This window comes from Microcystis ichthyoblabe FBCC-A1114 (genome assembly GCF_050500245.1).
Taxonomy (GTDB): Bacteria; Cyanobacteriota; Cyanobacteriia; order Cyanobacteriales; family Microcystaceae; genus Microcystis; species Microcystis ichthyoblabe_A.
This window is the reverse complement of sequence record NZ_CP191408.1, coordinates 3,792,734-3,805,341: the sequence shown is the minus strand read 5'-3', so window position 1 is coordinate 3,805,341 and position 12,608 is coordinate 3,792,734. Positions and strand designations below refer to the sequence as shown.

Here is a 12,608-nt window from a genome sequence, read left to right as displayed (position 1 = left end):
GGATTTTTTGGGGTAGTTAACCATAACTACCCTCTTTTTTATGGGAATGCCTTCAAGGGAAAGAGTTACCAGATAAGAATCGATTTCAGAGAAAAGACTATACTGAGAATAATCAGCAGATCAGCACTGGATTTATAAGAGAAGCAAGATGAGAAAAAAATCGTTGTGGGCGGGATTATTGGTGGGATTTTGGTTTTGTCTGACTTGGATGGCATGGACACCCACAGCAGCCGCCTTTAGCGAAGAACAAAAATTACTACTACAATCTTGGCGATTAGTCAACCAATCCTATTATGATGACACCTTTAATCATCAAAACTGGTGGCAGGTGCGGGAACAATTCATCAAAAAACCCCTTAACGATCGGACGGCGGCCTATAATGCGATCGAACAGATGTTAGCCACTCTCGATGAACCCTTTACCCGTCTCCTGCGACCGGATCAATACCATAACCTACAAATTAGCACCACGGGGGAATTATCGGGGGTAGGACTGCAAATTAATATCAATCCAGATAATGGTTACTTAGAAGTGGTTGCCCCCCTTGCCGGTTCTCCTGCCGAGGCCGCTGGTTTGACTAGCCACGATCGCATTTTGTTTATTGATGGTATCGATACCACTACTTTAACCCTCGATGCGGCGGCGGCAAAAATGCGCGGGACTGCCGGAACAGAAGTTTCTTTGGTGATTCTTCCCTATCAAAAAAGTCAACCAAAAACCCTATCTTTAACCCGCCAACGCATTTCTTTAAGTCCAGTGGTGGCGGTTTTGGATAAAAATTCTAGTTCCTTGCCGATCGGTTATGTGCGCTTAAATCAATTTAGTGCTAACGCTGCTAAAGAAGTCTCGGAAGCGGTGACGAACTTACAAAAACAAGGAGCCAAGGGTTATATTTTGGATCTAAGAAATAACCCCGGTGGTTTACTGCAAGCGGGCATAGAAATCGCTCGGATGTGGATTAATCAGGGAACTATCGTTTATACGGTTAATCGTGAGGGAATTGCCGATAGTTTTGCCGCTGCTGGCAATGCTTTAACTGACGCGCCTCTAGTGGTTTTAGTCAATCAGGGAACCGCCAGCGCCAGCGAGATTTTAGCCGGAGCATTACAGGACAATCAGCGAGGGGTTTTAGTGGGAGAAAAGACTTTCGGTAAGGGATTAATTCAGTCCCTATTCGAGTTACCCGATGGCGCAGGATTAGCGATTACCGTAGCTAAATATGAAACTCCCGGCCACCATGATATTCATAAGTTAGGAATTATGCCGGATCAACTGGTGGCCCAGGAACCGATCACCTATGAGGAAATCGGCACCGAAAAAGATAGTCAATACCAAACCGCGATTCAGTTTTTAAACCAGAACACCGTTTTAGCCAAAGCTTCCTAAGTGGGTTTTCAGCCATCAGTTACCAGCCATCAGTTACCAGTTATCAGATGCGAGTTTTCAGGGTTCTTAGTTACTTGGTCTGGTTCGATCGGGTGGCATAAATCGACTAAATCCTTATCTGGCAAGAGATTTAATTGATTAGTTCGCTCTAGAGCGAAAACAATTAACAAAAATCGCCAAATGTCTTTCTCTATAAGAGTTTCATTCCTTATAACCCTGTACGTTGCATAAGACAAACCGAAGAACCATAATTCATAATTCATAATTCATAATTACTAGGGCATAAATCGAACAAATTAGCCGTTTTTTCCATCAATATCTAAATTAAGATGAAAACCTGTTTGATTTGGAGAGAATGCTAACATCGATTAGAATTTTCCCAGTCCGGGTTTTTCAGCCTTGCAACCTTAACTCATCCTTGATTTTACTGCCATGCAGAGATATATTCGATCGCCCCTAGCCCTAACCCTGAGCATCAGCCTGTTAGCTAATTTTTTAACCGCTTGTAATAATGCCCAAACCCCGGATAACAACGCCTCTAGTCCCACCACCACTGCCCCCGGTGATGAGGGACTAAAATTAGGAGCCTTACTGCCCATTACCGGAGATTTAGCCGCTATTGGTCAAAATATGCCCGAAGCAGCCGCCCTAGCGGTAGAGACTATCAATGCCTGTGGTGGAGTCAATGGCAAACCCGTCACCCTCGTGAAAGAAGATGACCAAACCGATCCCGCCGCCGGTGCTTCGGCGATGACGAAACTAGCGGAGGTGGATAAAGTAGCCGGTGTGATCGGTTCCTTTGCCAGTAGTGTATCGGGAGCAGCCGTCGATGTGGCGGTGAGAAATAAAGTTATGTTAGTTTCTCCGGGTAGCACCAGTCCCGTATTTACTGACAGGGCGAAAAAAGGCGATTTTCAAGGTTTTTGGGCGCGGACGGCTCCCCCGGATACCTACCAAGCTCAAGCTTTAGCAGTCCTAGCTAAGAAAAAGGGTTTTCAAAATGTGGCCACCGTCGTGATCAATAACGATTATGGAGTCGGATTTGAACGGGAATTCGTGAGCGCTTTCGATAAATTAGGCGGCACGATCACTAATAAGCAAAATCCCGTCCGTTATGACCCGAAAGCTGCCACTCTCGATAGTGAAGCGGCGGCTGCCTTCGCTAATCAACCGGATGCTGTAGCGGCAGTCCTTTACGCTGAAACGGGCAGTTTATTGCTACAAGCGGCCTATAAACAGGGATTGACCAAAGGAGTTACCGTCCTCCTCACCGATGGGGTTTTTTCGGAAGATTTCACCAGACAGGTGGGGAAAGGAACCGATGGTAAGTCAATTATTGCTGGGGCCCTAGGCACTGTCCCCGGGGCCGACGGTCAAGCTTTAAGCGCTTTTACTACTCTCTGGAAAGAAAAAACTGGCAAGGATGTCACCGCTTTTGTTCCCCATACTTGGGACGCGGCGATTTTATTGATGTTAGCAGCTGAGGCGGCTAAATCTAACACCGGGGAAGGGATTCAAAGCAAGATTCGTGAGGTGGCTAATGGTCCTGGGACGGAAGTAACCGATGCTTGTCAAGCCATGGAAATGATTCGCAAAGGCGAAGATATTAACTATCAGGGGGCCAGTGGCAATGTGGATATCGATGAAAATGGCGATGTGGTCGGTAGTTACGATGTCTGGACTGTTAATGATGACGGCACTCTCAAGGTTATCGATCAGGTGACACCTAATCAGTGATCAGTAATCAGTAATCAGTGATCAGTAATCAGGAGATTGTTTTTATTTATTCTCTCTGCTCTCCTTCTCCCCTCTCTCCCCCAACACCCACGAAGTCCGTTGACAGCAGCACACTTTGTGCTTTTTGTCAAAAAAACTTTTTTTTTGCAATAAAACTACACAAAAAAAAGATCATCGTTGTGGGTGAAATTGACTCATTTACCCGTCTTAATTAGGATCACCTTCTAGCTGTGGCAAGGGTTTCAAGCGTTGCTGTCCAAAAAAGCACAGAACTGCCCACTATGAAATTCAGTAAAATCGCTGTAACCATGATAACATCGTTGTTAAATAAAAATCTTTCTCAATTAATTTTTAAGAATTTGTAAATATTGCGGAATGTTAATTTGAATATTCTCAAGTTTTTGGCATCAATCAATAATTTTTACTTATCTTTGACCAATATCGGGTTAGGAGTCAGAAGTCAGGAGATAGGAGATTATTTTTATTTATTCTTCCCACACCCCACTTCATAATTCCCAATCCATCACTGATGACTGAAAACCGAGACAGTTTTCTGAGGACTTTTTTGATTGGTGGGAACTGGATCGGGGTCATTTTCTTCCCTGGCCACCCGGATTAAGAGGGCGGCTAAAAAGAGACTGGCTAAACTGGAACTGCCGCCATAGCTAAAGAGAGGGAAAGGTAGGCCCGTAGTGGGTAAAGAACCAGTAGCCACACCGATATTTAACAGAGATTGACCGATTAAAATTACCATCGCCCCGATCGCCACTAATTTTTTGATGCGATGACGACATTTAACCGCCACGATCAGGGCGAGAGTAGCGTAGAGAAATAGCATGATTAACAGTAAAATACCGCCAATAAAACCAAATTCCTCGCCAAAGACAGCGAAAATAAAATCCGTATCTGGGAAGGGTAGATAAAATAATTTTTGTTGGGATAAACCGTAACCGCTGCCAGTGGTTCCGCCAGAACCGATCGCCAGTAAACTCTGCACTAATTGATAACCATCACCCCGGGGATCCTGCCAGGGGTCTAGGAAAGATAAAATCCGTTTTCTCTGGTATTCGCGGAAAGTAACACTGACCACGGCCATAGTTAAACCCAGTAAAGCGGTGCTGGTCATGTAGGATAAAGGCAGACCGGAGGCAAGAGCGATCAGCCAGAGAGTTATACCACACAGAGCAGTGGTACTCAAGTTAGGTTGTAAGAGGATGCCGGCTAGAATTAGTCCAAAAATAGCGATCCAAGTTAACCGTTGATTGACATTTAAACGCGGCCATCCACCGAAAACCGCCGCTCCTTGCAGGACGAGAAACGGTTTCATAAATTCCGACGGTTGCAAGAGAATCGGCCCGATTTTAATCCAACGGGTGGCACCATTGATATTAGCTCCCAAACCGGGGATGAGAGTGATCAAAATTAATCCTAAAACTAATAAAATCATCCAGGGGGCGATTTTGAGGAGTTTCTCGATCGGCAATCGCACCAGGAAATTAAAGCCAATTAAGCCAACCCAAAGCCAGATTAATTGGCGGATAAAATAGTATAGTCCGTTATCAAAGCGACTGTCAGCCAGAGCGTAGGAAGCAGAAAAAAGCACGACTAACCCGACTAACAGCCACAAAAAAGTCATCCAGCGCAATAATCGCGCTTCGGCTGACCAGTTTTTCACATCGGGGTCAAAAATAGGGATAATATATTGCCACACGGAGATTTTTCGCAAAGAAGTATCTTGCACAGATTAACCAAAAGGACTAGGCTCGATCGCAGTTTGTTCCACTATCCGACGGCGACATGACCGATTAAACCCGCGTTTTCACCGTGCCATTCTAGGGTATCACCGATCGCCTGACCGTCGTGATAGGCAGCCAAGAGAATTTCCGCCGTTTTCCCCCAAACAATATTACCCTGACGATCAAGGGAAATCATGCCCAGATCCCGACCATTAGTTTGGGATTCGTGCATCGATTTCTCCACGGCAGCGGCGAGGGAAAAACCATCGGTGACGCGAATGACCACCTTAGCGGCTAAACACTCATCGATAATATCTTCCCCGACCCCCGTACAACTTACTCCGGCCCATGGATTCGCATAATTGCCGGCCGGCATGGCACTGTCACTAACGCGACCGATTCTTTCTAATCCCTTCCCCCCGGTAGAAGTTCCGGCGGCGATGTCTCCTTGCTGATCAAGGGCCACCACCCCGATAGTTCCCCGTTGTGCTGACGAATCGGCGAATAAACGGGCCATTTTGCGATTAAAGTTCGTCTTTCTTTCTTCCATCCATTCTTGAATCCGATAATCGGTTAGGGGATCATAGAGGGGAATTTGTAATTCTCGGGCCAGATCTGCAGCCCCAATTTCCGAGAGAATGCGATCCTCTTGACTTTGGAGAAATTGAGCCAGGCTAATGGGATTCTGTACCCGCGAGACGTTAATGACACCGCTTAAACGCTGGTGACGACCATCCATCAAGGCTGCACTCATTCGCACCTGACCGTCCGATTGCACCACCGAACCGGTTCCAGCATTAAATCGCGGTTCATCCTCCAGTAACATACATCCTTTTGTCACCGCTTCCACAGCACTAGCACCATTGTCAAGGAGGTTGTAAATATTCTTAACAATCCCCCGGAGAGAATCGCGCACTGATTCTAAACCACCTTTATCCTCTAGGGAACTCGCTCCCCCATGAATAATTAACTTCGCATTTACTCTGGTCATCGAAAAATTGAGTCCGAAACCCCGTCTCTTGAGGACGGCTTTGCCATTAAATAGTAGCGCATTTACACCATCTATCTTGACTTCCCCTTTAACAAAAGGGCATAAACTGTACTGTCAGCTGCCCGCGCATTTAAATTGCTTAACAGCTTATCAAATATTTTTTCGGCATTTTTATTTGAATTAGGGTTTGCTGAATAAGTACGGGCGAAGCATTCGGATAGAAAATCTACCTTTTCACCGATAGGTTATTGTCCGAATGCTTCGCCCCTACAGGACGCGGGCCGATGAAGACGCAAGGTTTTGAACGACGATTCTCTCAAAATCTTGCACCTGTTTCGCGAGAAAAGCCCCAAAACCTTTACTTTGCCTACATTTCAAATTTATTCAGCAAACCCGAATTAGAGAAGACAAGAAGGGACAACCCAAAAGAAAACCCAACCACCGCTATGGGGAGATTGGGTTTTCCGGTTATCACATTGATTTTAAGGAGCTAAAGCGTTACCGCGCAGGAGAGAACCGATGGTTTTAGCGGTAATCTTCATCTGTACGAGAGGATTAGCGGGAACAACGGTTTTATAGAGATAACTGTCAAAAGTCATCTTCTGTACATCCTTATCGGAACACATTTCCACAAAAGCTTCCCGGGTGGCATCGGTACGGTAGAAAACCCGTTGCAGGATATCTAATACCAGATAGGTCATACCGTATTTCTTATCCCAACGCTTGAGGTAGAGTTTTAACTCGTCCTCTGTGGGAATACGTTGGCCGCCGTTGGTGACTTCGACAATGGTTTCGGCACACATCCGCGCCGATTTAGCGGCGAAATAGATGCCTTCTCCCGAAGACTTAGTAACTGTTCCCGCAGCATCTCCCACCAGTGCCACGCGACCAACTACACGACGAGGACGGGGATGTTCGGGGATGGGGTGAGCCTCCACCCGGATGATTTCGCCTCCTTCCAGACGACGGGCCGCGCGAGCGCGAATACCAGCTTGTAGGTCTTTAATCATGGCTTTATTGACCTTCATTGTGCCAGTACCGACAGCGACGTGATCGTATTTGGGGAATACCCAAGCGTAGAAGTCGGGGGATACGTCTTTTCCTACATACATTTCGGCCAGATCTTCGTAGTAGGCCATTTTATCTTGGGGAAGACGGATGCGTTCTTGGAAAGCGATCGCATAGTTGTAATCCCCGGCATCAATAGCTTTGGCAATGCGAGAATTAGCACCGTCGGCGCCGATAACCATATCCACCTTCAGAGATTTCATTTCCCCTTGGGAATTGCCGTGGGAGTGATCGGCGTAGTGTAGGGTATAGGGATCGGTGCTATTGGTGGGAATGTCGAGACCGTAAACGGTTCCGTTGATTAAATGCGCTCCTAATTTATGGGCGCGTTCTCTCATAAAACCGTCGAGGACTTCCCGACGACACATTCCGATATATTCGTCTTGATTATCGAGATTAATATCGACTTCGACGTTAGAGGGGGAGATCATTTTCATTTTTCTCACCCGGCGATCGATAATTTCAGGAGGTAGGTCAAATTCGCTCACCATACAGAGAGGAATCGCTCCACCACAGGGTTTAGCATTATCTAATTTGCGTTCAAATAAATAGGTTTCAATGCCTGCTTTAGCTAATGTTTCTGCCGCCGAAGAACCGGCCGGCCCTGAACCCACAACAGCGACTCTTAACACTCAGGTTTTCTCCTACATACTTACGAGCGAGTACGCTTTGCAGTGTACCACAGGGGTTTAGCCGAAAGGAACGATATCCTCCGATTCTGCCCGATCTTGCAACAGTGCTTAACATCCTCTGTTACAAAAGTTTATTTTACTGCCCGTAGATTTTTTTTAATCGATGTGTTGTATTGTGTTACACCGATAGAGAAGAAAACTGCTAAACCCCTCTCCCAAATTGGAAAAGGGGATAGGTGCGAGGATTGTTAAGCTCTTGCTTTCAACCAATCGCTAATAGCGGGGGGTAAATCCCGTTGCACTTTGCCACTGACATACATTCCGATATGTCCGACCGGAAAAGCACAAGCGGTATAGTCAGAAGTACCGATATAATTCCCTAAAGCGAGGGAAGAAGCGGGAGGGACAAGGTGATCTTTATCCGCATAAAGATTGAGAATTGGCATAGTCAGATTATGTAAATCTACCCGTTTATCTCCTAACATCACTTCCCCTTTAATCAGTTTATTTTGCTGATAGAAATCCTTGAGAAACTGTCGATAGGATTCTCCCGCTTGGTCGGGACTATCAAAAATCCATTTTTCCATACGCAGAAAATTAACTAATTTTGATTCGTCTTCCATGATGTCAGGAAAATCGAGGTATTTCTGATAACCTAACTGCAAAGGTTTCAATTCCAGAAACTCTAAGTTGAGAAAATCTCCCGGGATATTGCCCATAGTATCTACCATTAAATCGATGTCTAATGCTTCGGCTCCCAAGGAACACCCCCCGCGCATATTTAAGAGGGTCTCGGTTTGATAAAAGTCCACCGGTGTCACCATTGTCACCAGATTTTTTACCTTATCGGGATAGAGGGAACTATAGCATAAACTAAAGGTTCCCCCCTGACAGATTCCTAACAGATTAATTTTGTCGAGATGGTGACTTTGACGAATAAAATCGACGCAATTATCCACATAACCATTGATATAATCATCAAGGGTTAACCAGCGATCGCTTCTGGTGGGATATCCCCAATCAATTAAGTAGATATCTAAGCCTAATTTCAGCAGATTTGCTACTAAAGAACGCCCTTCCTGTAAATCTACCATGTAGGGACGATTGACCAAAGCATAAACCATCAACAAGGGAATCTCGAAGGGTTTTTCGACCACGGGTTTAAAGTGGTAGAGAATGATTTTATCTTCCCGATAAACTGCTTCTTTTTCCGAGACTCCACACTCAATATCTTCTTCTTTAACTCGTTTGAGATTGTCTAAACCTTTGAGATTTTTCTGAGTTAATTCTAGATAATCTTGGGTAAAATCTTCCAGTTTTACTTGCGTCAAAAATGGCCACATAATTTAATTCTCCTAGAAAAGTGTGGAAGTGGGGATTTTTTAGTGAGCAGTGAACAGTAAACAGTAATCAGTGAAAAGAAAGTTCCGAAGTTTTTACCTAACACTATATACTGAAAACTGCAATCCGATAACTGATAACTGATTGTCAAGCACAATTAACTAATTGTTACTTTCTGTTTCTTTTTTTTCTCCTAAAGCTTTTTTGAGACTTTTTACCTCTTTGCGTAATTCATAGATAGTCCGATGAATTTCATCGACTTCGCTGCGGGTAGGCAGATTCATTGAGCGCAGGTAAATTTCCATTAAATCCTGCTGTTTGAGGCGATAATCATTGAGGGAATTAATAAATTTTCCCCTTACTTTTAGGTTTTCTGGTTGACAAAAAGCCTTTTCAAAAATATCATCAGCGACGACACTCCACACATCTTGAAATTCTCGCCAATCCTTGACAGGTTGACCTTTTTCTGCTAAGAAAACTAATTTTTTAGTTAAAGCTTCAAAGGATTTAACTTGAATATCAGCCAGCACAATTTGATAGTTAATACTAGCTTGATAAAGAACGCGCCAAGTTTCAAAACTATCGAGTAATTTGCGGTTAAATTCTCGTGGCAATCCCAATAAAGGCATCTGTAACCATTGGCCAAAAGTCTCATCATAAAACTTCTGCCAATAGATATTATTGAGTTCGATCAAGGAAGAAGTGTTACCTAACCAAGCTTTGGTTATTGTGTCATTTGACAGGACGAAAGGATCGAACCATAAATGATTGAGACTTTGTAATTGTTGCAGGTAAATTGTCCATAGTTGACTGACATCTTGACTACTTTGGGAAGTGGTAGTAGTAAAACTATTCAGTTGACCGCGCATCTGTTGGGTATAATTATCTAAAATTGTTTGCCAGTCTTCTCCTGTTTGCATTTTCGGGAAGATACTTTCCCAAGCTTCCATCGATAATTTTAGGAATTTGATCAATAAATCCCGATTATCAAAATAGCGCTGGGTTGCCTCTTGCAATTCTGGTTTAATATTGCCCATAGGAGTCGGTATCGCTCCCATCATATCAAACCAACTTGACCACATTTTTGCCCCGGTTTCTGTCCAAAGATTGACGTAATCGGTGGCCATCTCACTCCAAGCTTGTGTCGGTTTATCCATTATTTTTGCCCTTTTCCTTTAACGCTGATTTCGCTAGTTTACTAACCCACTCTACACCCAATAACTGATAACCGATAAGTCATATTTTTCCAGACTTGGCAATTTTTGCCAGTAATCTTAACGCTTCATTGACTGAGGCTGAATCTTGAAAAATTTCCGCCACATCGGGATCGAGAATGATCACATTACTAGCCTGTCGATAAGCTTGATAATATTTGCCACGAATACCACCAGAAAAGTCATATTCAGTTCGCATCTCGTCATTAACCGTTTCTTCAGACTCCTGATTCATAATTTTTTCTCTCCTGTTTACTAGCTAAACGGGCGCTAAATAACGGAGGCAAGGAGCAGGAGGCCGTTTTTGTAATGGGGATTTATGCCCCGCTCCAAAAACTTTTCGCCTTAAGGCGAGGTTTTAGAACCGATTTTTTCGATAACAAACACATTTTCCATCTTTGAATTAGATAACTGATAACTTACCCACTGATAACTGATAACTGATAACTGATTAGGTGTGATGGGCCCCATTAACTCTGAGGACTTCTCCAGAGACATAACTGCTGGCAACAGGAGAGAGTAAATAGGCAGTTGCCCAGGCGATATCTGCGGGTTCACCGAAGCGACGACAGGGAATTTCGGCGGTGATTTTATCGCGAACTTTATCGGGAATCGCTAAAGTCATTTCCGTGTTAATAAACCCCGGTGCGATCGCATTGGCGCGAATATTATAACGGGCAGCTTCTCGCGCTAAGGATTTGACTAAACCGATAACTGCCGCTTTTGTAGCCGCGTAATTAGTTTGGCCGGCATTACCGCGATCACCGGAAATAGAACTAATACAAACGATCGATCCCGCTTGTCGTTCATACATTCCCTCAATAAACGGCTTAATCGTGTGATTAACCCCTTTTAGGTTGACATTAATCACTAAATCCCAATCTAGCGGCGTTAATTTAGGGAAAAAGTTATCTCTGGTAATCCCCGCGTTAGCGACGATACCGTAAACCGGTCCCAATTCCGCTTCAATTTGTTGAGCTGCCGCTTCCATGGATTCCAACTTAGTCACGTCGGCGACAATGCCTAAACCCTGGGGATTATCGGCGACTAAATCCGTGTAAGCCACCTTGGCCCCCAAATCTATCAAAAGAGAGACAATAGCCGCCCCAATGCCTCGATTTCCGCCGGTAACGACGATAACTTTCTCCTCTAGTCCCAGAGATACCATAGCTTTTTCCTCCTAAACTCTTTCAATTGCGATCGCTGTTCCGCCACCGGTCCCATGACAGATGGCCGCCATACCCAGGGTTTTATCCTGTACTTTCAACGCGTTAATTAACGTCACCAGAATTCGCGATCCGGAAGCGCCGATGGGATGACCCAAGGCGATCGCACCACCGTGAACGTTTTGTTTTTCCCTCGCTAACCCCAGATCCATCTCAAAAAGCAGATTATTTAAGGCAAAAGCTTCGTTATTTTCCACTAAATCGAAATCTTCGATCGTTTTATTTAGAGATGCCAGTAATTTTTTCACCGCGAGGACGGGGAATTCTGGGAAGCGATCGGTTTTGCCAGCACCCACAGCACCGCCAAGGATTTTGGCAATTGGTTTTAAACCGTACTGATCCACAGCTTTTTGACTGGCTAAAAGGATAGCGGCAGCCCCATCGGAAATCTGACTACTATTCCCTGCGGTTAAAACTCCCGACGGATTAAAAGCTGGCCGCAGTTTTCCTAAACCTTCCGGGGTACTATCGGAACGAATACCCTCATCTTGATCAAGAATTGTGGAACCTTTCTTAGATTTAAGCTCAATTGGCACGATTTCGCCCTTAAACCAGCCTTTTTCTGTGGCTGTGGCCGCTCTTTGGTGGGATAAAGCGGCAATTTCATCTAATGCTTGCCGAGAGACACCGCGATCGAGACAGAGGCGATCGACTTGGGAACCCATGCCCTCAGTCGTGGTAGCATCGGTTAAGCCATCGTGTAGTAATAGGTCGGTTAATTGTTCCGGCGCACCCATAAGGAATTTATAACCCCACCGGGCCCGATGGGAGAGAAAAAAGCCAGTTTGGGACATGGATTCAATACCACCAGCGAGGACGAGATCCGCTTCTCCGGCGCGAATTGAGGTGGCAGCGTTACTAACGGCAATCATTCCGGAAGAACAAACCATATCCACCCGATATCCGTCCACGCTTACGGGAATTCCCGCTTTAATCGCCGCTTGTCGGGGGATTAACTGACCATGACCCGATCCCAAAACATTGCCGAAAATGTACAAATCTAGGGCTTCTGGGGGCAAATTAGCGATTTCTAGGGCAGATTTCATCACTGTTGCCCCTAAATCGGCCGGGGATAATCCGATTAATCCCCCACCAAAACGACCAATTGGAGTCCGGACAGCGGCCACGATATAAACTTCTTGCATAGACTTCTCTCTATTGGGAAGCGAAGATAATAGATAGAATTTACTTAAGAATATCGAGTCCGAAAAGATCAAAATCCCAATTGACTGTCATTGGTTAAAAGTTCCTGGCCTCGATGCCTTGAGTTTTTGTC

General features: G+C 44.9%; 10 protein-coding genes. 2 read left to right on the top strand and 8 right to left on the bottom strand.

Annotated features, from left to right (window positions below):
* Positions 1 to 148 precede the first annotated feature (148 nt).
* Together ctpA and ACQY1Y_RS18400 are read left to right on the top strand one after the other, a co-directional pair.
* A complete protein-coding gene (ctpA, locus tag ACQY1Y_RS18405; RefSeq protein ID WP_430013306.1) occupies positions 149 to 1,387 on the top strand; it encodes a carboxyl-terminal processing protease CtpA in 1,239 nt (412 codons plus the stop codon).
* A gap of 432 nt (positions 1,388 to 1,819) precedes the next feature.
* The gene (locus ACQY1Y_RS18400; protein WP_430013305.1) at positions 1,820 to 3,124 is read left to right on the top strand and encodes an ABC transporter substrate-binding protein; all 1,305 of its coding nucleotides are present in this window, start codon (positions 1,820 to 1,822) and stop codon (positions 3,122 to 3,124) included.
* A 523-nt stretch (positions 3,125 to 3,647) separates the two neighbouring features.
* On the opposite strand, the gene ACQY1Y_RS18395 is transcribed toward ACQY1Y_RS18400, so the two are convergent.
* From ACQY1Y_RS18395 to phaA, 8 genes are all read right to left on the bottom strand, one after another.
* Positions 3,648 to 4,835 carry an FtsW/RodA/SpoVE family cell cycle protein gene (locus tag ACQY1Y_RS18395; protein ID WP_430014692.1) on the bottom strand — a complete coding sequence of 396 codons (1,188 nt, stop codon included), beginning with the start codon at positions 4,833 to 4,835 and terminating at the stop codon, positions 3,648 to 3,650.
* 71 nt (positions 4,836 to 4,906) lie between these two features.
* Complete coding sequence (locus ACQY1Y_RS18390; RefSeq protein WP_002751560.1) at positions 4,907 to 5,851, bottom strand: isoaspartyl peptidase/L-asparaginase; 945 nt, start codon at positions 5,849 to 5,851, stop codon at positions 4,907 to 4,909.
* 482 nt (positions 5,852 to 6,333) lie between these two features.
* Positions 6,334 to 7,551 carry a geranylgeranyl reductase gene (gene chlP, locus ACQY1Y_RS18385; protein ID WP_002751549.1) on the bottom strand — a complete coding sequence of 406 codons (1,218 nt, stop codon included), beginning with the start codon at positions 7,549 to 7,551 and terminating at the stop codon, positions 6,334 to 6,336.
* A 248-nt stretch (positions 7,552 to 7,799) separates the two neighbouring features.
* On the bottom strand, positions 7,800 to 8,894 hold the full coding sequence (locus ACQY1Y_RS18380; protein WP_002737173.1) for a class III poly(R)-hydroxyalkanoic acid synthase subunit PhaC: 1,095 nt from the start codon (positions 8,892 to 8,894) through the stop codon (positions 7,800 to 7,802).
* Positions 8,895 to 9,053: 159 nt separating this feature from the next.
* A complete protein-coding gene (gene phaE / locus ACQY1Y_RS18375) occupies positions 9,054 to 10,049 on the bottom strand; it encodes a class III poly(R)-hydroxyalkanoic acid synthase subunit PhaE (RefSeq protein WP_002751547.1) in 996 nt (331 codons plus the stop codon).
* Between the two features lie 79 nt (positions 10,050 to 10,128).
* Positions 10,129 to 10,341 (bottom strand): hypothetical protein, encoded by a 213-nt coding sequence (locus tag ACQY1Y_RS18370; protein WP_002784823.1) that lies wholly within the window; start codon positions 10,339 to 10,341, stop codon positions 10,129 to 10,131.
* A 216-nt stretch (positions 10,342 to 10,557) separates the two neighbouring features.
* Positions 10,558 to 11,274: an acetoacetyl-CoA reductase PhaB gene (gene phaB, locus ACQY1Y_RS18365; RefSeq protein WP_002751543.1), complete on the bottom strand. Its 717-nt coding sequence runs from the start codon at positions 11,272 to 11,274 to the stop codon at positions 10,558 to 10,560.
* Positions 11,275 to 11,286: 12 nt separating this feature from the next.
* A complete protein-coding gene (gene phaA / locus ACQY1Y_RS18360) occupies positions 11,287 to 12,477 on the bottom strand; it encodes an acetyl-CoA acetyltransferase PhaA (RefSeq protein WP_430013304.1) in 1,191 nt (396 codons plus the stop codon).
* Positions 12,478 to 12,608 lie beyond the last annotated feature (131 nt).

Bases quoted from the DNA above. Each gene is read 5' to 3' on its own strand.
- phaA (WP_430013304.1), bottom strand. From the start codon at position 12,477: ATGCAAGAAGTTTATATCGTGGCCGCTGTCCGGACTCCAATTGGTCGT.
- ACQY1Y_RS18380 (WP_002737173.1), bottom strand. From the start codon at position 8,894: ATGTGGCCATTTTTGACGCAAGTAAAACTGGAAGATTTTACCCAAGAT.
- ctpA (WP_430013306.1), top strand. From the start codon at position 149: ATGAGAAAAAAATCGTTGTGGGCGGGATTATTGGTGGGATTTTGGTTT.
- phaE (WP_002751547.1), bottom strand. From the start codon at position 10,049: ATGGATAAACCGACACAAGCTTGGAGTGAGATGGCCACCGATTACGTC.
- ACQY1Y_RS18390 (WP_002751560.1), bottom strand. From the start codon at position 5,851: ATGACCAGAGTAAATGCGAAGTTAATTATTCATGGGGGAGCGAGTTCC.
- ACQY1Y_RS18400 (WP_430013305.1), top strand. From the start codon at position 1,820: ATGCAGAGATATATTCGATCGCCCCTAGCCCTAACCCTGAGCATCAGC.
- phaB (WP_002751543.1), bottom strand. From the start codon at position 11,274: ATGGTATCTCTGGGACTAGAGGAGAAAGTTATCGTCGTTACCGGCGGA.
- ACQY1Y_RS18370 (WP_002784823.1), bottom strand. From the start codon at position 10,341: ATGAATCAGGAGTCTGAAGAAACGGTTAATGACGAGATGCGAACTGAA.